Annotated in this window: 23 protein-coding genes and 5 pseudogenes; 7 read left to right on the forward strand and 21 right to left on the reverse strand. The window is 49.5% G+C overall.

Translation table 11 applies throughout. From position 1 onward, the window contains the following. Window positions 1-12 precede the first annotated feature (12 nt). The 8 genes and pseudogenes from ACXPUX_RS00245 to ACXPUX_RS00280 form a co-directional block, all read right to left on the reverse strand. Window positions 13-744 (reverse strand): DUF4366 domain-containing protein, encoded by a 732-nt coding sequence (locus ACXPUX_RS00245; RefSeq protein ID WP_458829135.1) that lies wholly within the window; start codon window positions 742-744, stop codon window positions 13-15. Further along, window positions 728-994 carry a DUF4315 family protein gene (locus ACXPUX_RS00250; protein WP_458829137.1) on the reverse strand — a complete coding sequence of 89 codons (267 nt, stop codon included), beginning with the start codon at window positions 992-994 and terminating at the stop codon, window positions 728-730. The genes ACXPUX_RS00245 and ACXPUX_RS00250 overlap by 17 nt, the downstream gene beginning before the upstream one ends. Window positions 995-1,009: 15 nt before the next feature. Further along, on the reverse strand, window positions 1,010-2,746 hold the full coding sequence (locus tag ACXPUX_RS00255; RefSeq protein WP_458829139.1) for a C40 family peptidase: 1,737 nt from the start codon (window positions 2,744-2,746) through the stop codon (window positions 1,010-1,012). Then, window positions 2,743-3,678: pseudogene (locus ACXPUX_RS00260) on the reverse strand (VirB4-like conjugal transfer ATPase, CD1110 family); the annotation flags it as partial. The gene ACXPUX_RS00255 and the pseudogene ACXPUX_RS00260, both read right to left, overlap by 4 nt. Before the next feature lie 73 nt (window positions 3,679-3,751). Continuing rightward, a complete protein-coding gene (ltrA, locus tag ACXPUX_RS00265) occupies window positions 3,752-5,434 on the reverse strand; it encodes a group II intron reverse transcriptase/maturase (RefSeq protein WP_458829141.1) in 1,683 nt (560 codons plus the stop codon). Window positions 5,435-5,981: 547 nt separating this feature from the next. Further along, window positions 5,982-7,424, reverse strand: a pseudogene (locus tag ACXPUX_RS00270) (VirB4-like conjugal transfer ATPase, CD1110 family); the annotation flags it as partial. Beyond that, window positions 7,399-7,761, reverse strand: coding sequence for a PrgI family protein (locus ACXPUX_RS00275; protein ID WP_458829143.1), 363 nt, complete (start codon window positions 7,759-7,761; stop codon window positions 7,399-7,401). The gene ACXPUX_RS00275 and the pseudogene ACXPUX_RS00270, both read right to left, overlap by 26 nt. A gap of 12 nt (window positions 7,762-7,773) precedes the next feature. Beyond that, window positions 7,774-8,640, reverse strand: a complete 867-nt coding sequence (locus ACXPUX_RS00280) for a VirB6/TrbL-like conjugal transfer protein, CD1112 family (protein WP_458829145.1) — start codon at window positions 8,638-8,640, stop codon at window positions 7,774-7,776. Window positions 8,641-8,704: 64 nt separating this feature from the next. On the opposite strand from ACXPUX_RS00280, the gene ACXPUX_RS00285 reads away from it, so the two are divergent. Genes ACXPUX_RS00285 through ACXPUX_RS00295 form a run of 3 tightly spaced genes read left to right on the forward strand, consistent with a single transcriptional unit; the run spans window position 8,705 to window position 9,906 of the window. Further along, on the forward strand, window positions 8,705-8,875 hold the full coding sequence (locus ACXPUX_RS00285) for a hypothetical protein (RefSeq protein ID WP_458829147.1): 171 nt from the start codon (window positions 8,705-8,707) through the stop codon (window positions 8,873-8,875). Window positions 8,876-8,932: 57 nt separating this feature from the next. Then, window positions 8,933-9,223: a hypothetical protein gene (locus ACXPUX_RS00290; RefSeq protein WP_458829149.1), complete on the forward strand. Its 291-nt coding sequence runs from the start codon at window positions 8,933-8,935 to the stop codon at window positions 9,221-9,223. 11 nt (window positions 9,224-9,234) lie between these two features. Beyond that, window positions 9,235-9,906 (forward strand): Fic family protein, encoded by a 672-nt coding sequence (locus ACXPUX_RS00295; RefSeq protein ID WP_458829150.1) that lies wholly within the window; start codon window positions 9,235-9,237, stop codon window positions 9,904-9,906. A gap of 33 nt (window positions 9,907-9,939) precedes the next feature. Here ACXPUX_RS00295 and ACXPUX_RS00300 read toward each other — a convergent pair whose 3' ends face one another. The 8 genes and pseudogenes from ACXPUX_RS00300 to ACXPUX_RS00335 form a co-directional block, all read right to left on the reverse strand. After that, on the reverse strand, window positions 9,940-10,155 hold the full coding sequence (locus ACXPUX_RS00300; RefSeq protein WP_154252848.1) for a Maff2 family mobile element protein: 216 nt from the start codon (window positions 10,153-10,155) through the stop codon (window positions 9,940-9,942). A gap of 139 nt (window positions 10,156-10,294) precedes the next feature. Further along, window positions 10,295-12,074 (reverse strand): annotated as a pseudogene (locus tag ACXPUX_RS00305) (VirD4-like conjugal transfer protein, CD1115 family). Continuing rightward, window positions 12,071-12,529: a PcfB family protein gene (locus ACXPUX_RS00310; protein WP_458829152.1), complete on the reverse strand. Its 459-nt coding sequence runs from the start codon at window positions 12,527-12,529 to the stop codon at window positions 12,071-12,073. The pseudogene ACXPUX_RS00305 and the gene ACXPUX_RS00310 overlap by 4 nt, the downstream one beginning before the upstream one ends. Before the next feature lie 29 nt (window positions 12,530-12,558). Further along, on the reverse strand, window positions 12,559-13,008 hold the full coding sequence (locus ACXPUX_RS00315) for a DUF3846 domain-containing protein (RefSeq protein WP_458831264.1): 450 nt from the start codon (window positions 13,006-13,008) through the stop codon (window positions 12,559-12,561). A 126-nt stretch (window positions 13,009-13,134) separates the two neighbouring features. Further along, on the reverse strand, window positions 13,135-13,557 hold the full coding sequence (locus ACXPUX_RS00320; RefSeq protein ID WP_458829154.1) for a hypothetical protein: 423 nt from the start codon (window positions 13,555-13,557) through the stop codon (window positions 13,135-13,137). A 64-nt stretch (window positions 13,558-13,621) separates the two neighbouring features. After that, window positions 13,622-14,545, reverse strand: coding sequence for a ParB/RepB/Spo0J family partition protein (locus ACXPUX_RS00325; protein ID WP_458829156.1), 924 nt, complete (start codon window positions 14,543-14,545; stop codon window positions 13,622-13,624). After that, on the reverse strand, window positions 14,502-15,335 hold the full coding sequence (locus ACXPUX_RS00330) for a ParA family protein (RefSeq protein ID WP_458829158.1): 834 nt from the start codon (window positions 15,333-15,335) through the stop codon (window positions 14,502-14,504). Before ACXPUX_RS00330 ends, ACXPUX_RS00325 begins: the two co-directional genes overlap by 44 nt. Beyond that, window positions 15,335-15,757 (reverse strand): annotated as a pseudogene (locus ACXPUX_RS00335) (DUF6017 domain-containing protein); the annotation flags it as partial. The pseudogene ACXPUX_RS00335 and the gene ACXPUX_RS00330, both read right to left, overlap by 1 nt. 273 nt (window positions 15,758-16,030) lie before the next feature. Here ACXPUX_RS00335 and ACXPUX_RS00340 point away from each other — a divergent pair. Then, a complete protein-coding gene (locus tag ACXPUX_RS00340; RefSeq protein WP_154244678.1) occupies window positions 16,031-17,236 on the forward strand; it encodes an IS110 family RNA-guided transposase in 1,206 nt (401 codons plus the stop codon). A 256-nt stretch (window positions 17,237-17,492) separates the two neighbouring features. Here ACXPUX_RS00340 and ACXPUX_RS00345 read toward each other — a convergent pair. The 3 genes and pseudogenes from ACXPUX_RS00345 to ACXPUX_RS00355 all read right to left on the reverse strand — a co-directional run. Next, window positions 17,493-17,942 (reverse strand): annotated as a pseudogene (locus ACXPUX_RS00345) (replication initiator protein A); the annotation flags it as partial. Between the two features lie 129 nt (window positions 17,943-18,071). Continuing rightward, a complete protein-coding gene (locus ACXPUX_RS00350) occupies window positions 18,072-18,287 on the reverse strand; it encodes a helix-turn-helix domain-containing protein (RefSeq protein ID WP_156070185.1) in 216 nt (71 codons plus the stop codon). Between the two features lie 343 nt (window positions 18,288-18,630). Continuing rightward, the gene (locus tag ACXPUX_RS00355) at window positions 18,631-18,912 is read right to left on the reverse strand and encodes a hypothetical protein (protein WP_458829160.1); all 282 of its coding nucleotides are present in this window, start codon (window positions 18,910-18,912) and stop codon (window positions 18,631-18,633) included. 164 nt (window positions 18,913-19,076) lie between these two features. On the opposite strand from ACXPUX_RS00355, the gene ACXPUX_RS00360 reads away from it, so the two are divergent. The 3 genes from ACXPUX_RS00360 (at window position 19,077) to rbr (ending at window position 22,055) form a co-directional block, all read left to right on the forward strand. Continuing rightward, on the forward strand, window positions 19,077-19,397 hold the full coding sequence (locus tag ACXPUX_RS00360; RefSeq protein ID WP_458829162.1) for a helix-turn-helix domain-containing protein: 321 nt from the start codon (window positions 19,077-19,079) through the stop codon (window positions 19,395-19,397). Window positions 19,398-19,478: 81 nt separating this feature from the next. Beyond that, window positions 19,479-19,631 (forward strand): hypothetical protein, encoded by a 153-nt coding sequence (locus ACXPUX_RS00365; protein WP_458829163.1) that lies wholly within the window; start codon window positions 19,479-19,481, stop codon window positions 19,629-19,631. 384 nt (window positions 19,632-20,015) lie between these two features. After that, a complete protein-coding gene (rbr, locus tag ACXPUX_RS00370) occupies window positions 20,016-22,055 on the forward strand; it encodes a rubrerythrin (RefSeq protein ID WP_458829165.1) in 2,040 nt (679 codons plus the stop codon). A gap of 405 nt (window positions 22,056-22,460) precedes the next feature. Here the strand turns inward: rbr and ACXPUX_RS00375 are convergent, their stop codons facing one another. Beyond that, the gene (locus tag ACXPUX_RS00375) at window positions 22,461-22,700 is read right to left on the reverse strand and encodes a hypothetical protein (protein WP_458829167.1); all 240 of its coding nucleotides are present in this window, start codon (window positions 22,698-22,700) and stop codon (window positions 22,461-22,463) included. A 29-nt stretch (window positions 22,701-22,729) separates the two neighbouring features. After that, window positions 22,730-23,968 carry an IS256 family transposase gene (locus ACXPUX_RS00380; RefSeq protein WP_458829169.1) on the reverse strand — a complete coding sequence of 413 codons (1,239 nt, stop codon included), beginning with the start codon at window positions 23,966-23,968 and terminating at the stop codon, window positions 22,730-22,732. Window positions 23,969-24,004 lie beyond the last annotated feature (36 nt).

Below are 24,004 nucleotides of genomic sequence, written 5' to 3' on the forward strand. Positions count from 1 at the left end.
CCGCCAATAGAATTATTCTTCTGCCTTATCCTCCTCGCCGGTCTCCTCCGGATCATCCTCCACAGGGATTTCAAAGTCGCCCTTGTCCTCAGTGTAGTTTGCATCGGGGTCAAGGGCTTCTTTTTCTGCCTGCTTTTTCTGCTTCTGCTTCATAAAGGTGTAAATGCCGCCGCCAGCAACCAAACCGACCAGCGCCAGTACGCCTAAGAATGTGGCAGCATACTTCGTAACTTTGTTGCCACCAGTCTGTTCAGAATCGGATGCCTCCGCTTCTTCCGCAGCCTTTTTCGCATCCTCCTCGGTCTGTTTGCGCTCCTGTTCTGCCTGCGCCGCCGCTTCTTTTTCGGCGGTGTACGCTTCGGCATCTTCATCTTCCATCAGGGAAAGAAGGTCGGCTTCATCCACGAGATTCATGAAATGAACGGTGTTTTCACCCTTAGCGTTGCGGTCAATGACCAGATAAAACGTATTGCCAGGCTTCGACACCAGCGTGATAAACTGCTGTCCGCTGCCATCGGAATAGTCGGTGTGGTAATCGTCTACCAGCGTCAGGTTGCCCTCCGGGGTCAGGGCACCAGAGGTTTCGTCCGTGACGGTGACAACATCTTCCTCCACGACTTCCGGCAGAACCGGCTGCTCCACCGGGGCGGCTTCGCCCTCGAAGGCAAAGGCAGGAGCCGCCATGCCAGCGCACAGTGCCGCCGATACCAGCAGCGCACCCAGTTTCTTAATCTTCATCTGCATCGACCTCCTTCTCAAAAGTTGCACCCACGGCAGACAGCGCAGCCGGGTTCGGGGTGGTGGTAGCCGACTGCCGCAGCAGAGCGGCGAGCTGCTCCGGCGTGAGCTTGGCAGTCCGCACCATTTCGTTGACCTCGGCGGAATCCTCTTCCTGAATGCGCCGCTCCAGAATCTCGATGCGGTTGTTCAGTTTGATGCGGCGCTCCTTCTCTTTTTCCAGCATTGCCCGCAGCTTATCCGATTTTTCGCTCATCGTAATCCCTCCGTTTCATTTTGAAAGCCGTCCGAACCCGGCGAGATGCTTCTCCCAGTAGGACGAGTGAATGTTTGCGTACTTGATGGGGTCTCCGGCACTGACCATCATGCCGTTGCCCAGATAGATTCCGGTATGGCTCATGCCGGGGGTGTCGTAGGTTCCTTTGAAAAAGACCAGATCTCCGGGCTTTGCTTCGACCTCGCTGATGTGTTGGCTCTTATTCCACAAGCCGTTGGCGGTGGTGCGCCCCACATCGTAGCCGTTCTGGTTATAAACCCAGCAGACGTATCCGGAGCAGTCAAAGCCTGTTTCCGGGGTGGAGCCACCCCACACATAGGGTGTGCCTACATATTTTTGGGCTTCCTTGTAGATGGCGGCAAACTCGCTGTCCGTCAGGGCTTCTGCCGGAACCTGATAATCAATGCCCGGTGTACCGGAGCCATCGGAGCCACCGGGCGGCAGACCGCCGTTGAACAGGTAGGGTCTGCCGCCCAGCGTATCCTGAAAGATCTCATAGCGTTTCCACTGGTCAGCATCCAGTTCCTCCCGGATAACGACTTCCAAGCCACGATTGACCAGCTTTGTGTGAAAAATTCGATACTCATAGGGCACTTGCACGGTGTAGGGGATGCCAGTAAAAATGTCAATCATCACTACCGTGCGGTATCGGGTCTGCACCTCCACCCATGTGGTCAGCTTGTATTGCTTGGCAAACGTTTCCTTCAATTTGCCCTGCACCTCGCTGCGGGTGTAGTCGTCGTAAAGAGTAGTCAGGAACGAAGTGAGCTGCCAAGGATCGTGCTCAATAGCATCCAGATGGTATCGGTATTCGTCATAGCCGGGGTGGTCGGTGGGGGTACGCTTGATTTTCTTATCCAGTTCCTTTTCCAACTTCTTGTAGTCGGTTTCGGCTCCACGGATGTCCCGGTCCTCTGCGGTGTAAATGGTCTGCCCGGATACCTGCGTGGTGCCGGAGAACAGAATGGAACAGGACGAAAACGCTGACATGACCAGCAGTAGGAGCAAAAGAAAAACGCCCACGATCAAAAGAACGTGCGCGTTGCTCTTTGCAAAATTGGCAATGCCGTTGACTGCGGTGCTGACCACCGATTTTCCTTTGTCGATGACCTGCTCCACGCCGGATCGGGTGGCAGATGCACCGTTGGATGCCGCTTTACCGCCTGCGGTCTGCGCCGCCGTGCCCGACCGGGCTGCGGCACGGTAGCTTTTCTGAATATCCTGTTTCTGCCGCCACCGGGAAAGCCAGTTGGAACTGCTCTCGCCGGTGCCGGATGCGTCTGCATCTTGTGCCGCAGTCGGCTTCTGCACGGAAGATTTTGCGTTTCGGACACCTTTCTTGCCTTGCATCTTGGCTTTCTTTTTGAGCTTTCTAGCGTAACGGCTCTTGAAAATATCGTGGGTAGTCTCGGCAGCTTTTTCGCCCTCGCTTAAAGCCTGCGTGCCCACATTATCGTCCTCGTACTGGTCAACCTCCCGATGCACCGCAGACCGGGCGGCATGGGCGGCGTACATCTCCCGCTTCTGCGCCTTGCTCAACCGGCTCAGTTCGTCCGGAGTCAGCTCCGCTTTGCCAAACCGCAGGTGCTGCGCCCTTTCCGCAGCCTTATCTGCATCGGTTTTCAGTTTTTTCTTTCTGGGCACCGACTGTTCCACCCTCGCTTTCTTCGGGGGAGAACGGGTCTTTTTTGCGGACGATTCCTCTTTGATGTTCAGCTTCGGATTACTCATTTCTGTGTGCCCTCCGAGATCTCGTTGAGTTTGGTCGTGAGGATGCGGTAGAGTTCAAGGTCTTTCGGGAAGTGGTCAACAAAGGGCAAAATCACGTTGCCGAAAAACAGCAGCCCTTCGCCCTCGCCGGAGTGGGTAACGTAGGAAAGCTGATGGGGCGAGATGTTGAGCTGCTTTGCAAGGATTTGCCGATCACCATTTGCCTGATTGAGCATATACACAAAGTCCGAGTTCTCGAAAATGTTCGATACTTCGGGACTTGCCAGCAGATCTTTGACGTTCTGCGTTAGGGCTGTCGGGATGCCGCCCCACTTACGAAAACGTTTCCAAATTTCAACGCTGTATGCCGCAGTCTGTTCCTCTTTCAGCAAAAGGTGGAACTCGTCTGCATAGTACCGGGTGGATTTTCCGGCACTGCGGTTGGCGGTCACACGCCCCCATACGGCATCCTGCACGATGAGCATACCCAGCTTTTTGAGCTGCTTGCCCAGCTGCTTGATGTCAAAACAGACAATGCGGTTGTGGATATCCACGTTGGTGTGGTGGTTAAAAATGTTCAAACTGCCCTTGACGTAGATTTCCAGCGCAGCCGCCACATGGCGAGCTTCCGGTTCGTCCTGTGTCAGCAGGGCGTTGTACAGATCTTCCAACAGGGGCATATTTTCCGGGGTGGGGTTCTCGAAATACTTGCGATAGATCACATGAACGCAGCGGTCAATGACCGTCTTTTCCACCGGCTGCAACCCTTCTTTGCCGCCCACCACCAGTTCGCACAGGGATAGCACAAAGTCGGCTTTCAAAGCCAGCGGGTTATCCTCTTCCGAGTAGTTGCTGTTGATGTCCATCGGGTTGATATACTGGGTGCTGGCAGGGCTGATGTGGATGACCTGCCCATGCAGACGCTCCACCAGCGGAGCGTAATCGGCTGGGTCAGCGGTGTTACCACCGCCTTCCCGCCTAAGAACCGTACGTGACAGTTTCCCGTCATACGGCTCAAGCATTTCATCACTTCTTCAAGCGGTTCTCAGCATAAATACGCTGACAGGTGCAATGAACGTAGCGCATATTGCGAACATCTTCCATGCCAGCCTTTGCCTTTGGTGCCAGGTAGAAGATTTCTCTTTCCTCCGTTACATCCATCGGCATTCCGCAGTGGTAGCACAGTCCGTTCTGGTTTTTCCAAATCATCTTGAATTTTCCAGTCAGCCGGTGCATTCCTTTATCGAATTTCCTTTTTTGGAAATACGCCTTATCGAGGAACGGATTTGCAGTAGCTTTTATCTTGGTATGTCGCACAATGGCTGTGCTGTCCACCCGTATCAGCTCCTTGTTTTCCGTAGAGAACACCCAGTTCCGATTACCGACACGATGCCAGTATCTCGTGGAAATCCACCACTTGTTCTTCTTTGGGTGCCGTCTTTTAGCCCATCGCCACAGCAGTTCGTACAGGACATAGTCCAGATGCGCGAACGCATCACTTGCGCATACGGACTGGTGGTAATTAGTCCAACCTCGAATTTGTTCATTCAACTTCATAATCAGAACATCTTGCTGCCACGCTTTTCCTCTGCGGAGAATCGTGTCAGAGATATTGGAAACGATAGCCTTGACCGCCTTTTGGGAAGGCTTGATAATCAGCTTTTCGTTATACTTTCTGAAGTTCCAGCCGAGGAAGTCGAAACCATCGTCTATGTTGGTGACAACGGTCTTTTCATCAGAAAGTTCCAATCCGCGTTCAGCGAGAAACTCTCGAATCAGCTCCTTTGCTTCAAGAGCCAGTTCAGGTGTTGCCGCTGTGACCACAAAATCGTCTGCATAGCGGACGAAGTTTACTTTGTGGGCATTCTTAAATCTTGAATCGACCTTACCGAGCGCGTTCGTGTGAAAGCGTTCGACCAGCTTCTTCTCGATACCATCCAGCGTCATGTTCGCCAGAATGGGGGAGATAATACCACCTTGCGGAGTTCCTTCCTCGGTAGGAAAGAGTTCGCGCTGATAGATAAATCCCGCCTTTAAGAACTGCTTCAAAATGTTCTTGTCCATGGGGATGTTCGCCAGAAGCCAATCATGGCTGATATGGTCGAAGCAACCTTTGATGTCACCCTCCAAAACCCACTTCGGAGAAATGTGCTTGCGCGACAGTGCATTGAACAGATATTCGCAGGCATCCTGTGCGCATCTTCCTTTTCGGAAACCAAAGGATTTCCCATCTGCTGTTGTTTCCGCCACCGGCTCCAGTGCCAAAGCATAAAGAGCCTGCATTGCGCGGTCATACATCGTGGGAATCCCCAACGGACGTTTTTTCTTCTTGTCCTTCTTTTCGATATACACTCTACGGAGAGGACGTGCACGATACCTTTTATCTGTCAGCGATAGAGCCGCTGCCATTTTCTTCGCCGGAGTGTTCCAGAGAACACCATCCACACCGGGAGTTCTGCGCCCGTCGTTGGTTACGACACGCTTGACAGCCAGTGCTTTGGCGTAAAAGGAATGTGTCAGAAGATACTGAAGTCGTTTTACTGCGTTGTAGTCTTTTTGCTGAGTTGCCTTGACAATCCTGATTTGTAGCCTGTTGACTTCCCGCTCTGCCTTATGCCAGTCAATGTTTTTCCATTGGGCACTCAACATAGCTTCGTCCGACAGCTTCTCAGAAGTTTTACCTTCCGTCGTTGAATACTTATCGTTCACAGGAATACCTCCAATCTTGCCATGAAATACCCGGAATAAGTCAGCACCCTTTCAGGTCAGAGCAAATTTTGAACCCCTATGCTCACCGTTACAGTGAACCTTTCGCTTTTTATTCCATCTCATACCCTCTGCGCCATTTCTTCCTCTTGCGAGGTCGATACCTTTGTTCAAGGAACGCATAGGGTTTTCCACGTTCCACGTAATGCATAATTCTCGAATGCCTTAGCCGCCATCTTTGAACCGGGAGGATTTGTGTCCATTTGCTTCGGGGTAGCGAAAGACCCCTCGGCCACCTCCAACACCTTTTGGTGTAGGTGTATCAGCCTTATTTCACCTATTCCCTGTAACGATCCTTACGATGATTCACATTACGTTCGACATAGCATTCTTTACCCTAACAGTACATCCGCTTTAGGCTGGCAGATTTCCCATATTGTCCTGTGAGCTTCCCAACGCCGGCTTTTGACCAGTGCAGGTCACAGTAGGGTTACTCCAAATGGATAGAGCAGTGTTTATACACAATACATTACGCGACTTCGTGTCGCACCTCACATTCCGGGTCACAGATGATAATATCATCGTCCGTCACGAGGAACGCATTGCAGATCTCACGCTTTGCGCTGAAGGATTTACCGGAACCGGGAGTGCCCAAAATCAGACCGTTGGGGTTCTTCAGCTTTTTGCGGTCAACCATAATCAGGTTGTTGGACAGGGCGTTCAAGCCATAATACAGGCTTTCCTTGCCGTTGTCGAACAGCTCCTGTGTGGTAAACGGCACAAAAATCGCCGTGCTACTGGTGGTCAGCCCCCGCTGGATCTCGATTTGGCAGTCTGCCAGCGGCAGCGAGGACATAAGCCCCTGCTCCTGCTGAAAATCAAGGCGGCATAATTCGCAGTTGTGCTTCTGGGCAATGCTGACTGCCTGAAACACGTTGGTTTCCAGTTCCTGCTCGGTTTTGCCGGTGTTCAAAACCAGAAAAGTGACAAGGAACATACGCTCATTTTGCGACTGTAATTCTTTCAGCAGGGCTTTTGCATCCCTGCCATAAGTCGCCAAATCAGACGGCAGCACGTCGATGTCGTATCCGGCGCGGACAGCTTTTTTCTGCTCCTCGATCTTGGACCTATCGAGTTCGGTAATGGTGTGCTTGATGGTTTTGATGGCCTTGTTCTGGTCAACGGACTGGATGTGCATGGTAACGATCTGGCTGGAATCCATGTCCAGAAAATCCTTCAGCAGCTGGTCGCTCAGGTCGGAGGCTGTGATGTTCAGAAAGCTGACCGCCCCGAAGATGCCGCCCATCTGAAAGGTACGGCTGTTCTTAAATGCCAATGCAGTAGGGGCAATGGCATCCTTTACGGACAGACCGCTGGGCACAAGGTCTTTCCAGTTGAAGTGGAACTTGTTGGCTCCGTCCATATTCAGCATCCCATGCATCAGCCGCAGGCGCTCCGTGCCGTCCAGCGGCTTTGCCAGAACGCCCAGCCTGTGGAAATTGTTCATCAGGTCGTTCTGGATGTGCTCCAATCGCGGCTTGACCTGCTCCATGCTGTCGCCCTCGATGCCATAGGTCAGAAATTTGGTCTTGGTCAGACCGTTATTGCCCTTGGAAAGCTGCTGCCGCAGCATCTGGCTGTACTCGGCGCGCACATCATCAAAACCATCCTGCTGATACGGGATGCGGATGGACTTCTCAAAGTCTGCGGAATCGGTGGCGGTATTCACAAAGGACAACTCAAAGTGGATAGAGCTGTCGAAAAAGTTGAGAAAACTGCACCATTCATCAAAGATGGCGGTCTTGTCCTCCTGCTGCGCCAACTGGTAGTTGATATCCTGATACTGGATGGTGCGGGTGTAGTAGCCGGGACGGACACGGCAGGTGCCGTCCTCAAACATCCGCTGGAACGGAATGCTCTCCTGTGCCGTGCGGGGCACCGTGGACTTGGGCGGCTTTTTGCCGTCCTTATTCTTTTTCAGAAACGGAATCATGGGCGTCATCTCCCTTCACAAGCAGCGCATAGTAATTGCGGGTCTTATACGGACGCACCTTCGGACGAACAAAGCGCGCCTGAAGGTAGTACCGCAGGATCTTTTCGGCGGGCTGGCCGTTCTTCTGGTACATGGCCAGAAAGAACATGGGCAGCATGACCGCCATCATGCCAAGGGTAGCGCCAGTATTGCCTGCGGTGTCCCGCAGAACAAAGAACAGCGGCACTCCTACGACTGCCGCTGCCCCAAAACAGATAAGCTGCCGGGCGGTCAGGTTGAAGGCTACTTTGGACTTCACCTTGCTGAAATCGCGCGGCACGGAAATATAAGCTGCCAAAATTCCACCTCCTTAGTGTGCGCCCAGAATGCTTCGGGCGACGGAACCAGTCTTGAACAGCGTAAAGCACAGCAGCACCGTGTACCCCACGATGCTCCAGATCGAGTTGATGGCATCCCCGGATATGGCAACATTCTGAAGCAGAACCGCGTAGATCGCCACGCAGATCAGGATCAGAAAGCCCTGAAATCCCAGCGCAAACAGGGATTTCAGGTAGTTCTGTCCTACATGGGATTGCTCGTGGTTGCCCCATGTTGCCATGGGCACCGGGGCAAGGCTGACCATCATGTAGATTTCAATCATTCTTCCGTAGACGATGACGAAAATCACGATGGACAGGATGCGCATGGTGATACCGATGAAGAAGGACTGCAAGAACAGCCCGAACAGGGGGCCTACGTCCATCTGCATCATGCTGGATTGCAGCATGGAAAGCCCGATGTCGTTGACCCGTGTGTTGCCGGAAATAATGCCGCTGGAATTTGCCACCACCTGCTGCGTCACGTCGAACACCGCCATGATGATGTCAAACGTATTCGAGATCATCCAAACCGAAATGGCAGTTTTGAAAATCCACTTCAAAATCAATGCCGGTTCAAACTGTGCCATATTGTTGTGTTCAATAATCATCTGAATCAATTCATAGCAAGCAATGAAGGTCAAAATCACACCTGCAATGGGCAGCACCACATTCCGGGAGAGGGCTTCGATCATAGCGAAAACGCGCGGTTCAAAACTGGATGGTTTGGTGCCGACCTGCTGTGCAATGTTGCCCACTTGGGTGTTCACATCATCAAACAGGCCGGAGAGATTGGACATGATCGCCGCTGTCAGCAGCGACTTGATCCAATCTGAGATTGCTTTGAGAACGGTCTCCATTCAGTCACCGTCCTTAGCTGAAGTGGTTGATAAGGGTCTTGAGAAGGTTCAGGAGAAAAATAATGTGGGTCAAAAACTGCATAAAGCACCGCCTTTCGTTGATGGGTGGATAAAAAACACGGCTTGGGGCACGGACATTCAAACAACTGCAAACCACAGAGGGCTTTCCGTTGCTGTTCAAGCCGCCGTATGGAACAATAGCCTCGTTTCATCTATCATTTTTTCAAAATTCTGATTGATGAATGATAGATGAAATGATATGATAAAAGAAATGATATGGGAGGTATACACCGTGCGAAACAAGAAACCGCCATTTGAAATCACAGAAGCAGCTCTTTCAGAGGTTATGGGAATCAGCGAACTGGTAGGCAAAATCAGTTCCACCCAGAATCTTTCCACAAGTCCGATTCTGCGCCGCCAGAATCGCATCCGAACGATTTATTCTTCTCTGGCTATCGAGCAGAACACACTCTCTTTGGAGCAGGTGACGGCTGTTCTGTCTGGAAAACGTGTGCTTGCCCCTCCAAAAGACATTGCAGAAGTAAAAACGCCTACGAAATCTACGACCATCTCGCAGAGTTGAATCCATATTCGATGGATGATCTTTTGCTTGCACATCGGACGATGATGCAGGGTCTTGTCCGGGAGGCTGGCGAGTTTCGCTCCCGTCCTGTCGGCGTAGTAGACAGCAAGGGTAATGTCCTCCATTTCGGCACCCTGCCGCAGTACGTTCCCTCTTTGATGGAGGAACTGATTCAGTGGACAGAAAACAGTCCTTTACCGCTTTTAATTAAGAGCTGCGTCTTCCATTATGAATTTGAGGTGATCCATCCATTTGCGGATGGCAACGGTCGTATTGGGCGGCTCTGGCACACACTTCTGCTGTCAAAGTGGAACCCCTTGTTTGCATGGCTTCCAATCGAATCCATCATTCACGACCATCAGGCCGAGTATTACGCAGCAATCAATCAGTCTAACGCACAGGGGGAAGGAACAGTTTTTATCGAGTTTATGCTGGGAATTATCAAAGAGGCTTTGACCGAAGCAATCAACGAACAACCTGTTGCACAGAGTAAGGAAGAAGTGCGTTGGATGAAGATTGCAGCTTTTCTCCGCACGAACCATATTATCCAGAACGTCGATGTTCAGAATCTTCTCAATGTTTCTCCTGCCACTGCAAGTCGAGTCTTGAATACTTTGACAAAAGAAGGAAAGCTCGCCAAAGTGCGAAATGGCCGCTATTGGGCATATAGATTGGCAGATTGATTATGTACAGGCGGGAAGACCCGCCTGCGGCACTTAGCCGAACAGACCAGACAGCAGAGGAATGAGGGTGATGCCGATGAGGGCAACGCCGCCGCCAGCCATGAGCTGCTTCATGCCCTGACTCTTGGCGGAGGGGTTATCGCCGCCGTAACCTTCCAGCAGGTTGACAGCACCCCACACGCCGAGACCGGCACCCAGAGCCACAACCAGAGTCTGAAGAACTTCGATAGCAGAGTTAAAGAATTCCATAGTCGTTTCTCCTTTATTTTGAAAAAATTGTAGGCCATCCGTACACACCTGAAGCTGCCTATTGAAGCCGCGAACTGCGGCGAGAGTGGACTTTCTGGTGTACCTCTCTGGTCAGGATAAAATAAAACCGCCTACCGGGTCAGGCAGACGGAAGCGAATCAGCATCCACCATGACGAAGGTATCGTCCGGGTGGATTTTTTCTTTTCGGTTCAAGAACTTCTCGATATCCAAGGCGTTCTTGGGGTCATAGTCGGAGGTGTACTTGTAGTTCGGGTGCTGGGTCAGGTCGTACTTGTCGCTCAAAAATGGGCGCACACCACGAAGCTGCAGGATGCACTTGCCGCCATCCAGCACCGCCAGTTCATCCCGGCTCATAAGTTCGTGGCCGAGTTTTTGATAGTTGGTGCCATAGCTTGGGCTATTGCCACGGGTATCAGAATTGTTGTAGCTGTCGATGGTTTCCTTGCCGAGTGCTTCGGCAAGATCTTTCAGGGTGGTAGGCTCGCTGCCGCCGAGGAAAATCTGGCTGTCCATGTTGCCCACGATGGTATCCGCATTATCCTTGTAGATGGCTTTCAACTGGCTGCGGGTCTGCAAAACCAGACACGCCGAGATCTCACGGCTGCGGATGGTAGCCACCAGTTTTTCCAGTTGTGGAATCTGACCGATGTTAGCACACTCATCAATGAGGCACCGCACATGGATGGGCAGCTTACCGCCGTACACATCATCGGCTTTGTAGCAGAGCAGATTGAAAAGCTGGGTGTAGATCATAGAGATCAGAAAGTTAAAGGTGCTGTCCGTATCGCTCATGATAAGGAACAGCGCTGTTTTCCGGTCGCCCAGCTTGTCCAGTTCCAGCTCATCGTACATGGTGGCATCCCGGACTTCCTGAATGTCGAAGGGTGCCATCCGGGCACCGCAGGAGATCAGTATCGAACGGGCCGTCTTGCCGGCAGCCAATTTATAGAGCTTGTACTGGCGCACGGCGAAAGAATTGGGCTTTTTCTTGCCCAGATCTTCAAACAACAGGTCTACCGGATTCTGGTAAGTTTCATCATCTTCCGAAACCTGCATAGTGTTGAGCATTTCTAACAGCGTAGCGAAGTTTTGTTCCTCGACCGGGGCTTCATAGTGAAGGTAGGCAATCAGCGAAACCAGCAAAAGCCTCTCCGCCTTGTCCCAGAAAGGGTCGCCACCCTGCCCCTCCCCTTTGGTGTTGGTCATCAGTGCGGTGACGAGTTTCAAAATGTCCTTCTCGCTGTGGATATAAGCCATCGGATTGTATTTCATGCTCTTGGAAAAGTTTATACTGTTAAAGAATTTTAACTTGTAACCGTGCTTTAACAGCGCCTCTCCACATTCCACGCCGATACTACCTTTCGGGTCAGTAACCACGAACGAAACTGGAAAGTCCTTAGAGTTACATTGCAGCAAGTTCGGCTTGATGAAAAACCTCGTCTTACCGCTGCCGGAACCGCCGACTACCAGAACGTTTTTGTTCCGGGCGTTCTTGGGGTCCGTCGGGCGGTTGGACATCATCAGCCGTTCTGTTTTAGTTAGGATGATATTGTCCTCAAATTTCGGAGCCATGAATGGCTCGATATCTTTGCCCACCCCACCGGGCAGAGCCGTATTCCATGCCATGCCGGTACTTCTTGGCGTTTTTTCCTTTCAGGTAGACCGCCAGCCGCATCGCGGCACCGCAGCATAATCCCACCAGCAAATCAAGCGGGTGCAGGCTTGGCAGCGGGTTTGCGAATGCCGCCGGGATGGTTCCCATCAGCGACATGATCTTATCGCCCAGTTCCCTGCCCTCGGCAAGCCGCCATGCTTCACCAAAGTTGGTCGCTACAAGACCCATCAGGATATAGGGCAGATAGAGCGCCAGCAGCTTGGAAAGCTTCTTTTTGCTCATAAGCTGCGCTCCTCCTGCTTGTTCCGCACCTTGTCCGGCAGGCTTGCAACGGACTGCGCCAGATCGTGCAGCTTTGCCAGCACGGAAGGACGCTTGGTTTTATCCAGCACCGATGCCGAATATTCCTTGAACGCTGCGCTCAAGGCATCCGTGTCCTGTGCCTTGAAGTAGATCAGATACCGGGGCGGTGTGCAGGACAGGTCTTTCTGGATGGCATAGTCGATATGATACCGCTTAGCATAGCGGTCAAAGTCCTTGATGCCGGTTTTCTGGATCTCCACATTGGTCACGCCACGGTTCTGCCGTACCAGCCGCTTCATGGACTGCTTGCCCTGCGAAGCGTGCTTGTCGTACTGCCGCAGGAGAAACTGCATCCCGCGCAGCAGGGTGCGGGCAGACAGTTTTGTGGTCGAGATGGCAAGGTTGACCGTCTTATGCTCGATTTCTTCCTGCATCGTTACCACCTCCTGTGCAGAAAATTGTCTTAGCGGTCATGTTCCACCGGGGGCTTGCTCACAGCTTTTTCTGTGTCATTCTGAACCGATTCATCCGGAACCGGAATGACCATCAGGCGACGCCCCAGAGGGAGAAAAGCTTCGGGCTGATGGAAATGCTCTTCGTACTTCTGTGCCAGTTCCGGGGAGAGCGACGCAAAATCTTCCTCGCCCAGACCTACCACCAAAAAGGTTCCGGCAACGACGTCATACATCAGCCCATTCTCGTCCCACAGGGCACGGTTCAGCGGCAGACCCATGAGCTTTGCGTCATCATTATAAACGATGGCAACCGGGTCATCCGCAAAGGGGTAGCTTGCGCCGATAGAGCCGCCCACTGCCTGCTGCAAGGCTTTCAGGTCGTTATCGATCTCGACCTGCTGCGGATACTGTCCCGGTGCAATTTTCAGCACCGACAGAGTGTTCTCTTCCATGTGAATCCTCCTTTCCGTTCCGCCCGATTTCTCCGCTCCGTGCCGCCTGCATCAAAGCCGCCACGAAGAAACCGAAAAAGGCACCAGCCTCAAAAAATGTGATACCGATAAAAAAGTTCAGCATGTCACACCTCACTCCATGCAGATGCAGGGCAGCTTCTGGTCATCTGCCATCAGGGTGATGCTGTGGCTTTCCAGATACTTCTGGAACAGGTAGACCTCATCGATGGTCAGCGAGATGACCTCGCCGTCCATGTTGGTACGAACCAGAATCACCGGGCCGGTCAGGTAGTGCTTGCCGCCCATCTTCAGCACCTGCGCCGGGTTGTAGCAGAGCAGCAGCGAGGTGTTGGGAAGGTTCAGGCAGGCATCGTCCTCGTCAAAGCAGGGCAGGATGTCGGGAGCCTCGTCCAGCGTGATGACGGTCAGCTCCATATCCGGGGCAATGGCTGCGAGGTAGACCTCACCGCCCCGGTTTGCCGCCAGCGCAGCGCAGATACGCACGTCAATGGTGATCTCCTCGGAGCGGATGGTACGGGTAGCGTTGTTTTTCATAGGCGTTTTCTCCTTTTGTTTGCAAAAGAAAAAGACCCCCTCGGGTCTTTCATTACGGTATAAGTCAGCGTTCGTTCTGCCTCTGCTGTTTGCGCTGCCACTGTTCCAGCAGCTTGATGATGGTGTCCTCCATCTGTTTCGGGGTGTAGCTGCGTGGGAAATACTTCCGCAGGGTGTCGTTTTTGATGACCACTTTGTCCAACTCGTCCTTTTTTTCTTCGCCCATCACAGCAAAGGCAACATCATACGAGAAATGCCCTTCCTGCGCCAGCTTTTTAAGCCGCTGCGCTTGGGAAAGGGACGGCGCATTCTGGGTGTCGTTCATGGCTTCTAAAAAATCCCGCTGTTGGCTTTCGTCCAGATAGGACAACTCCACAGCGGGATTGAAGGCAATTTTCTTTTCGTCCACCATGTCCAGCAGTTCAGGTACAAGATTGGTCAGGCGAATATAGCGTTTGACATTATCCTTACTCATGCCCACTTCTTCACCGATTTTCTCGGTGCTCAACTTCGGTGCAACTTGCACCGAAGTTAAATCTGACCTAGCACCTTGATTTTTTAGGGCTTCCAGCTTCATTTTGTAGGCAAAAGCCCTTTCACTGGGCAGAATGTTCTCACGTTGAAGATTGCTGTCTACCATGAGCAAAACAGCGGCATCATCATCCATATTGCGGACAATGACCGGCAGGGTGTCCAGTCCGGCAAGCTGTGCAGCGTGCTGACGGCGATGCCCGGAGATGATTTCGTAGCCACCTTCCGGGCGTGGGCGTGCAATCAGCGGAGAAAGCACACCGTACTGTTCTACGCTTTCTACGGTGCGCTGCATGGACTCGTCATCCAAGACCTTAAAGGGGTGGTTCTTGAAAGGAAACAGCTCCCCGATGGGAATTTGCTGCACCTGTTCCCGCTGCTGTTCCTGCCGGGATTCTTCCGTGGAGAAAATGTCATCTGCCCCTTTCAGCGACACGTTTAAGCTGCCTTTCGGCATTCGCTAGCACCTCCTCGGTCAGAGATTTATAGGCTTCTGCCACCTTGCCTTTGGGGTCGTGCTGGAAAATGCTCTTACTCACGGCACTGATCTCCGCAGCGCGGACGGACCGGGGAATGGTCTGGTCAAACACTTTGATCTTGCTGCCGTAAGCACCTCGAATCAAATTGTCGATCTGCTGTCCGTAGTTGGTGCGGCTGTCGGTCATGGTGAGCAGGATACCCTCGATTTTCAATTTCGGGTTGATCTGCCGCCGGACCTTCTGCACGGTCTGCAAAAGCTGTTCCAGACCCTTTGCCGAAAGGTACTGCGCCTGCACGGGAATCAGGGTGGTGTCCGCCGCTGCCAAGGCATTGACGGTCAGCATTCCAAGGGAAGGAGTGCAGTCCAGCAGAATGAAATCGTATTCATACTTTGCCCCTTCCAGCACCTGTTTGAGCATCTTTTCCCGGTTCATGCAGTTGACAAGGGAAACTTCCAGCCCTGCCAGTTCGATGTTTGCCGGAATCAGGTCAACGCCTTCTGCATGGTGCAGAACACCCTCGCCGGGTGGAATGCTCTGGTCGTTCATGGCTTTTGCCATCAGGGTGGAAAGGGTCGTGGGCAGTTCATCGGGCTGCTGCCAGCCCATGCTGATGGTCAAGCTGCCCTGTGGGTCAGCGTCCACCAACAGGACCTTTTTGCCTTCCATCGCCAGACCGATGCCCAGATTTTCACAGGTCGTGGTCTTGCCGGTGCCGCCTTTCTGGTTGACGATGGCTATTGTGGTTGCTTTCTTTGAAATTCTCATCACCTCCGATTCGCTAAGTCGTGGTTGGTTTGGTTCTGATAGGAAAGCTGCATCGTGGTGGGTGCGTTGTACAGAGATGCGAGCAGGTATTGTTTCATGTTTCGGATTGGGCTGCTGTTCTCTGCAAGGCACTTCAGCACAAAACGAATATGGTCGGCGTTCAGCTTCATAAACCGGCTGCGTACCACCTCGGCGGGCTTATCGTCCCCGGCAATGCGCAGCGTTTTGCGGTTGGTGGCGCAGGTATCCACCAGCAAATCTACGATTTGATAGATGGTATCCTCATCGTCCGGGCAGAGCCGGAGCAGTAGTTCCACCTCCAAAGACTGCGAAAAATATTCTTCCAGTTGGGTGCGTTTGCTCATCCCATCCGCTTCTTCAGAATAGAAAGGCTCAGTCTCACTCAGTTCAGTATCATTCTCTATTACAATAAACATGGAACCGGATATGGCAGCCAGCCATATTCCATTCCAACTCGTACCTAAGCTACAATAAGAGAGTAATCGGCTAACGCATCATTCTCTGGGCTTCTACGCCCGTTCTAAAGACAGTTGACCATCTCTCTTGTTGTAGCATTCGTTTTAAGCAGGTTGAGCCACCCGCCAAGCGGAGCGTTCGTGTCACCCAATAGATTGAATCGGCAACGAGTAAAAGATGGATTCCGGTTGCAAATACAAAGTAATGGAGGAACCGTTATGAACGCTGTAGGCATTGACGTTTCCAAAGGAAAGAGCATGGTTTGCGTCATGCGCCCCTTTGGAGAAGTAGTACTCGAACCCTTTGAAGTTTTACATACCGCCCAAAGCCTGAACGATCTGGCTGGGAAGCTCAAAGCTTTGGACGGAGAGACCCGTGTCGTCATGGAAGCCACCGGGAATTACCACAAACCAGTTGCTTTCGTTTTACACGATGCGGGCTTATTCGTTTCCGTAGTCAATCCTGTTCTGATTCATGACTATGACAACAACAGTTTAAGACGTGTCAAAACGGATAGAAAAGACGCTGTTAAAATCGCCAACTATACGCTCGACAAGTGGACACGGCTACGACAGTATCTTCCCGAAGATGATACCCGGCTGGCTTTGAAGAATTGTTATCGTCAGTACCAGCAAGCCGTGGCAGTTCGTACTATGCTGAAGAATAATCTGATCTCATCTCTTGACCTGACCTTTCCAGATGCAAACAAGCTATTTTCAAGCCCCGCAAAGAGCAACGGGTGCGAAAAATGGGTCGATTTCATTGGAGACTTCTGGCACAGTGAGTGTGTTTCAAGCCTTTCCTCTGATGCCTTTGCTAAAAAGTATTTAAAGTGGTGTCAGAAGCACGGATATAATTTCACTCGCTCAAAATCGGATACGATCTATGCCTGTGCAGTCAATGCTGCTTCTCTTCCAAAATCCCCAACCTCAAAACTCCTTATTCAGCAACAGGTCGCTCAGCTGAAAGCCGTATCTCAGTCCGTGGCTGCATTCCAGCAGGAGATGCTTCGCCTTTCTCAACAGCTTCCGGAATTTGATACTGTGATGGAAATGTACGGCGTCGGCCCTTCTCTCGGTCCTCAACTGATGGCTGAGATCGGAGATGTCCGTCGTTTCTCATCCAAGAAATCACTCATTGCATTTGCAGGAATTGAACCGCAGCCAAATGATTCTGGCAAGATTGTGGGCAACGATAGCGGAATTAGTAAAGTGGGTTCGGCTGTTCTACGTAGGACGCTCTTTCTGATTATGACTGTCATCTTGAAGACACAACCTCAGGATGAGCCGGTTTTTCAATTCATGAACAAAAAGCGCTCTGAGGGAAAACCCTACAAAGTTTACATGATGGCTTCAGCCAACAAGTTCTTGCGAATCTATTATGCTAGAGTGAAAGCTGTAATGGACTCCAAACACTCAAAATAAGCATGGATATTTGTTTTTGGTCGTAATTTCCTCTTGAGCCTGAGCTGAATTCAAAGAACCGCTTAGCTGGCGCAGCGAACCCTTGACAAACCGAAGCATTCAAATGCTATCCTGATTTTGCGAGGGCTGGCTGGGCTTGCTTTGCTATCCCCTCCGTCGCCCTCGCTGTGTTTTGACCAGCATTTGAATACTGTTTGTCATGGGCAGCGGTCGGTTAGCGAATTTTCTTGTTTTGGGACTTGACTTTTATTAGCAGGTCTTTAGTCTTATTACATCGTGATTTTGCAGGGTCTTGACACGCGATTTTGAAGCCACAAGAATCGTCATTATCACGATTCTTGACACTCTCTTTTGAAGATTCTGCCGAAAAGTTTTTCACATACACCAAACTTGGCTTTCCCTGCCCTCGGCGTTTTCGTTCAATCAGCCCAAACTTTTCGAGTTCCCGGAGCAGCTTGGTCGCTTTGTTGTCTGCGCAACACAATGCCCTCTTGACATCCTCTATCGTGAAGAGGATGAACACCCGGTCCTGCTTGTCCAGCCAGCCGTTTTTCACGGACAGGCTCATGCGGTCAAGCAAGATGCCGTACAGGGTCTTGGCATCGGTTGACAGATTTTGAAACCGCTGCTCCTGAAAAAGAGCCTTGGGAATGCGGTAGAACGAAAACAGCTCTCCGGCTTGTCCGTAGAAATAATCAAGGATCATGCTGTTTTTTCAACTTTCTGTTCTTATTGCTGTGCAAAACTTGACCTCCTGTCTGAAAAAATAAAAGCGCACAGCTTCTTGACATTGAAAAAGCAGTGCGCTATGTAATATAATATAGTCGATATGGAATCAATCGCTCAAAAGGTAATCTATGAGATATTCTTTGGGGATCATAAAGTTTCTGCCGACCTTCAGGTACCGGATACGGTTCTGATGGATGCGCCGTATCACGCCGGTCTGGCTTTTGAAGCCCAAGAGATTTGTTGCATCCTCCACGGTAAGAACATCGGGATAGTTTGCAAATATTTTCCTGTAAAATTTTCTGGCTTGAAATTTGTTCATCATCCTTGACTTTCCTTTCGTTTTGTGCCTAAGCAGAGGAGCGTTTTGCCCTGCATCCCTCCTAAATATCCCTCCAATTTCCTTTTTTGCCTTCCAAATCGAAAAATCGGAGCCGAGGGGAAACGTAACGAAAAATCGTAGATTTATCAAAAATTCATTCGATGTGCTGTTGTTTTTTCGCTTTAAAGCCGGGCGTCAGATGACCTTAAAGATCACCAGATGACACCAAATGGAAAACCCTCCCGAAAACTCAAAATCCCTTGTGCTAATAACACGTGTGGGTTCGACCCCCACCACCGGCATAAAAAAGAGAACTTCCCCAGCTTGTCTGGGGGAGTTTTCTTTTTTATCTGCGGCGTGTGAGCACGATCTCGTAGTTTGCATAGGTCGTGACCGCCACACGGGGCTTCATCCTTTTCAACCAGTCCATGAGAAAATCGTTGAAAAATAACGGATGATGACCCTGCCTATATCGTAGGCGTATCGACCGTAAGTAAGCCACTACAAGGAACTCGACATATTCTTTGGAATGAAGCAGCTCACGGACGATTGCTTCCAACTGCTGTTCAATCACAAACGGATCATCAACTTCTCTGTGTCCAAAGAAACTGACAGCGAATAAATTCATAAAAATCTCTCCTTTGGAGATACTTCATACTGGTATCGCCAATCAAAACCTGATATTGGTAATTACATCACCAATAAAAGAAAAGATAAAGCGAAAATTCATTTTCTTGCTACCAACACTGCCTTCCAATTCATACTACAATAATTGAGGAAGGAGGGACAGAAGTGGCCAACACGCAGTATGATGAATTTATTCGTATCAGAATTACTGAACTGAGAATAGCAAAGAATATTTCCGAACACAAGATGAGTTTGGATTTGGACAAGAGCGGCTCATACATTCGTGGTATAACCAGCGGAGCGGCCTTGCCATCTCTCAGGGAACTGTTCAATATTATCTCGTATTTTGATATGACACCGGCAGAATTTTTCACTCCGCTGGACGATGCGAATACCCCGTATCGTGATTTGTGCGAGAAGCTGAGAACCATGAATGAGGAGAATCTCGAAAAGGTCAGTACCTTTATTGGCTGGATTGAGAAGTAAGAATAATCAAATGGAATTAAGATTTTAACCTGGATGCCAAATGGTAGTCCAGGTTTTTTCTTTCTCAGGAAAACGTTCAGAATGAACGAGCAGCCGGTATCGCAGATACCGTTCAAAGGGGATTGGGGACGCTTCCTCAACAAGAAGATTTGCGAAGATTGCACCGGAGGGGAAATCGAGAAAATGCGTGAACCTGTACAGGTTTACACTGCTTGCCAATTTGCCAATTTGTGAATCGTGCCTGAGAGCGTATTTAAACCTCCCTAAAAAGTATGCGATCATATAAACAAAGATATTATTAAAATATTCCATAAAAACAGAGTTATCACAACATTATCCATTGAAAATAAGCAAGTTCGTGGTATACTATAAAATAGTATAAGTCTACTTAGCAGAGTTGACAAGAAAGGATCGGTGAAGTACATGGCTGTCAGCTATAAGAGGCTTTGGAAAGATGATTTTGATTTACCTAAAGAATAATGAAAATTTGAATTTGTTTTGCTAATGCAAAAGCTTTTGACTTAAATACAGATGTTGCGGTATTATGGAAACACAATATTTGTATGCTTACAAACGGGTTTATAGTGTTGCAAATCTATATTTTTAGGAGGATAAACGATGAATCATTTACCTTTACATGTGCGTGTTCCAATCGAGGGAAATAATCCGAGTATTACTCGTTTGGAAGAAAAATGTATTAAATGTGGAATGTGTAAGGACGTATGTACAAATGCCATAGGTGTGCATGGTACATATACATTTGAGCAGACTTGTGGAGAGGCTGTGTGTATAAATTGCGGACAGTGTGCAAATGTCTGTCCTGTAGACAGTATTATAGAAAAGTATGAATACTTGGATGTAAAGAGAGAGGTTCAGAATTCGGAAAAGATTGTCATTGTAAGTACGTCGCCATCCGTACGAGCTGCGCTGGGGGAAGAATTCGGTATGCCTGATGGCAGCTTTGTACAAGGAAAAATGGTTTCGTTGCTTAGAAAATTAGGCGTAAATTATGTCCTTGATACCTGTTTTGCAGCTGACCTTACTATTGTTGAGGAAGCTAGTGAGCTTATTGAGAGAATAACCAAAAAAAACGCTCCCTTACCTCAGTTTACCAGTTGTTGTCCTGCATGGGTTAAGTATGTGGAAACATATTATCCGGAAATGATTCCGAATCTTTCATCAGCGAAAAGCCCTATCGGAATGCAGGGACCTACAATTAAGACCTATTTTGCTGAGAAGAAGGGTATAGATCCAAAATCAATTGTAAATGTGGCACTTACTCCATGTACTGCAAAGAAATTTGAAATTCGCAGAGATGAGATGAACGCTTCTGCTCATTATCTTGGTGTAGAGGGGATGCGTGACATGGATTACGTGATCACGACCAGAGAGCTTGCAAAGTGGGCAAAAGAGGAAGGAATTGATTTTGCCAGTCTTGAAGATGGTGAATATGACAATTTTATGGGAGATGCATCTGGAGCTGGTATTATTTTCGGCAATACCGGAGGTGTTATGGAAGCTGCTCTCAGAACTGCTTACGAATTTATTACAAAAGAAAAATCACCGGAGCAGTTATTCAACCTTACACCTGTAAGGGGATATGAAGGCGTCAAAGAAGCCACTTTAAAGGTTGGCGATTTAGATGTGAATATCGCTGTAGTATATGGTACAGCCAATGCCGGGAAATTAATTGAGGGCATCAAGAAGGGGGAAAAACAGTATCATTTTGTGGAAGTTATGACTTGCCCGGGCGGATGTATCGGTGGAGGCGGCCAACCAAAGGATATCATGAAGGATAAGGACGAGGTACGTAAAGCGAGAATTGCAAGTCTCTATACAAGGGATGAGGCGATGACACTCAGACGGAGTCATGAGAATCCGGAGATTATTCATCTTTATGAGGAGTTTTATGGAAAGCCGTTAAGTGAATTGGCAGAAAAGATGTTACACACTTCTTATGAAGATAAGAGTGAAATATTAAATCGAAAAGGAGATATAAAAATGAGTAAATGGGTATGTAGTGTTTGTGGTTATGTGTATGAAGGAGAGGCAGCACCGGAGCAGTGTCCAGTATGTAAGCAGCCTGCATCTGTTTTCAAGAAGGTGGAAGAGTCGCCTGTAAAGAGTAAGTATGCTGGAACAAAGACAGAGAAGAATCTTTGGGAAGCGTTCGCAGGGGAATCTCAGGCCAGAAATAAATACACTTATTTTGCTTCAGTAGCAAAGAAGGCCGGATATGAGCAGATTGCAGCATTATTCCTGCAGACAGCTGACAATGAGAAGGAGCATGCAAAACTCTGGTTTAAGGCGCTTGGTGAACTTGGAGATACCGCAGAAAATCTTCTTCACGCTGCAGAAGGCGAAAATGCAGAATGGACAGATATGTATGCTAGAATGGCTAATGAAGCGGAAGAAGAAGGTTTCCCGGAATTAGCCGCTCAGTTCAGAGGTGTTGCTGCGATCGAAAAACTTCATGAAGAAAGATATCGTGCACTTCTTAAGAACGTTGAAACTATGGAAGTGTTTAAGAAGAGTGGCATTACAATGTGGGAATGTCGCAATTGCGGACATCTTGTAATTAGTGCAGAAGCTCCTGAAAAATGCCCTGTATGTAATCATCCTCAGGCTTACTTTGAGGTAAGAAAAGAGAACTATTAAGATACCGTATTTATTTGATCAAAGACTATTTACAGTGTACAAAAATGTAAATTTACAAAACAGTTAGACATATTTCAATTTGTTGAACTGAATAGCATATACTGACCGATAGGAGCAAGGTTGAAACCCACCTTGCTCCTATTCATTTTTCAATGAGCATTCATACAAAATGAATAAAAAGGTCAGTTATATATACCAATACTTATCTCGGACAGAGACTAAAATAAAGGAGTGTGTTCGTATGATGTGAATGTCAATGAATATTTGAGCCACGTGACAGCCAATATTTGAGCCACTTTTGCTAACGAATACTTGAGCCATTTGTAGCATTTGTGACATCGAATATTTGAGCCACTGCTCGTCTGTTAATACCAGGGCCAGTAAATAGCCCTGGTGGATATGTCTTTATTCAAGTGGAGTGTCCAGTTGAATCCGTTCCTGAATGTGAACCGGAACCTCAATGGAATGCTTGCGCAAAATATCAATCAGTTCATTTAGGGTCTTTCCCAAATTTTGTGTAAAGTCCAGACAGCTATAAAACAAGAGCAATTTTAATATAAAGCGGCAGACGGCGAAACCGGCTGTCGCCTTAACAACAACATAACGCCGGCAAGGGGGAATGTCAAGGGCGGCGAAGCCGTTCATATACCCTTGACATTCCTCCGCAGCAGGTGTTAATCCGGCATACGCTCAGCGAAATAGATGGACAACTGCGCATGGATTCGGCTCCAGTCCTGCTGCCGACCCGTCCACTTTTTCGTAATATCCATCATCGCCAGATACAGCATTTTCAGCAGACTGTCGTCTGTCGGGAAAACGCTCTTGGATTTTGTGACCTTCCGCAGCTGCCGATTAAAGCCTTCGATCGTGTTCGTGGTATAGATCAGACGGCGGACTTCCTGAGGATATTTGAAGTAGGTGCTGAGGTTGGCCCAGTTTTCCCGCCACGACTTTGCGATCTTGGGATATTTGTTGTCCCAGTTCTGCGCGAAAGTCTCCAAAGCGTCCAGAGCAGCCTGCTCGTCCACTGCTGCATACACGGCTTTCAGATCGGACATGAGAGCCTTCAGGTCTTTGTAAGAAACGTATTTGCTGGAATTCCGCAGCTGGTGAATCATGCAGTTCTGAATCTCCGTTTCCGGGAACACTGCATGGATGGCTGTATCGAAACCAGTCAAATTGTCTGTACATGCGATAAAAATATCCTCTACGCCCCGATTCCTCAGACCATTCAGTACGGTCGCCCAGAACTTTGCGCTCTCATTCTCGCCGACCCACATCCCCAGAACATCTTTGCGGCCATCCAGATCAAGGCCGATGGCAATGTATACTGCTTTCTTTACAATCTGCCCTTCGCTGCGGACATGGTAGTGGATCGCATCCAGAAAAACTACGGCATAGATCGATTCCAGAGGCCGCTGCTGCCATTCTTTCGCCACAGGCAGAATCTTATCCGTGATCCGGCTCACCGTAGTGTCTGACACAGACAGCCCGTAGATATCCTGAATATGCGCCTCGATGTCGCCGGTCGTCATGCCTTTCGCATACATGGACAGGATCTTCTCTTCGATATCCTGACTGATGCTGGTCTGGTTCTTTTTCAAAAGCTGCGGTTCAAACTCACCTTTCCGGTCACGGGGAACAGAAACCTCGACTTCACCGAAACTGGTCCGCAGATTTTTGCTGCTGTGGCCGTTCCGGCTGTTGTCCGTAGCTTTGTTCTTGTAGTCGTATTTGCTGTAGCCAAGATCCTCATCCAGTTCGGCCTCTAAACCATTCTCCATGAATTCGGCAATGGTTTCCTTGAACAAGTCCTGGATGTCATCCATGCTGTCGATATTTGCCATCTGCAGCAGTTCACGGATTTTTGCTCTACGGGCTTTTTCTTCCGGACTTCGATTCTTTCGGGACATATCTTTTTCCTCCATCCTGATGCTTCTATTTTACAC

Source organism: Faecalibacterium sp. PGM34 (assembly GCF_054456555.1).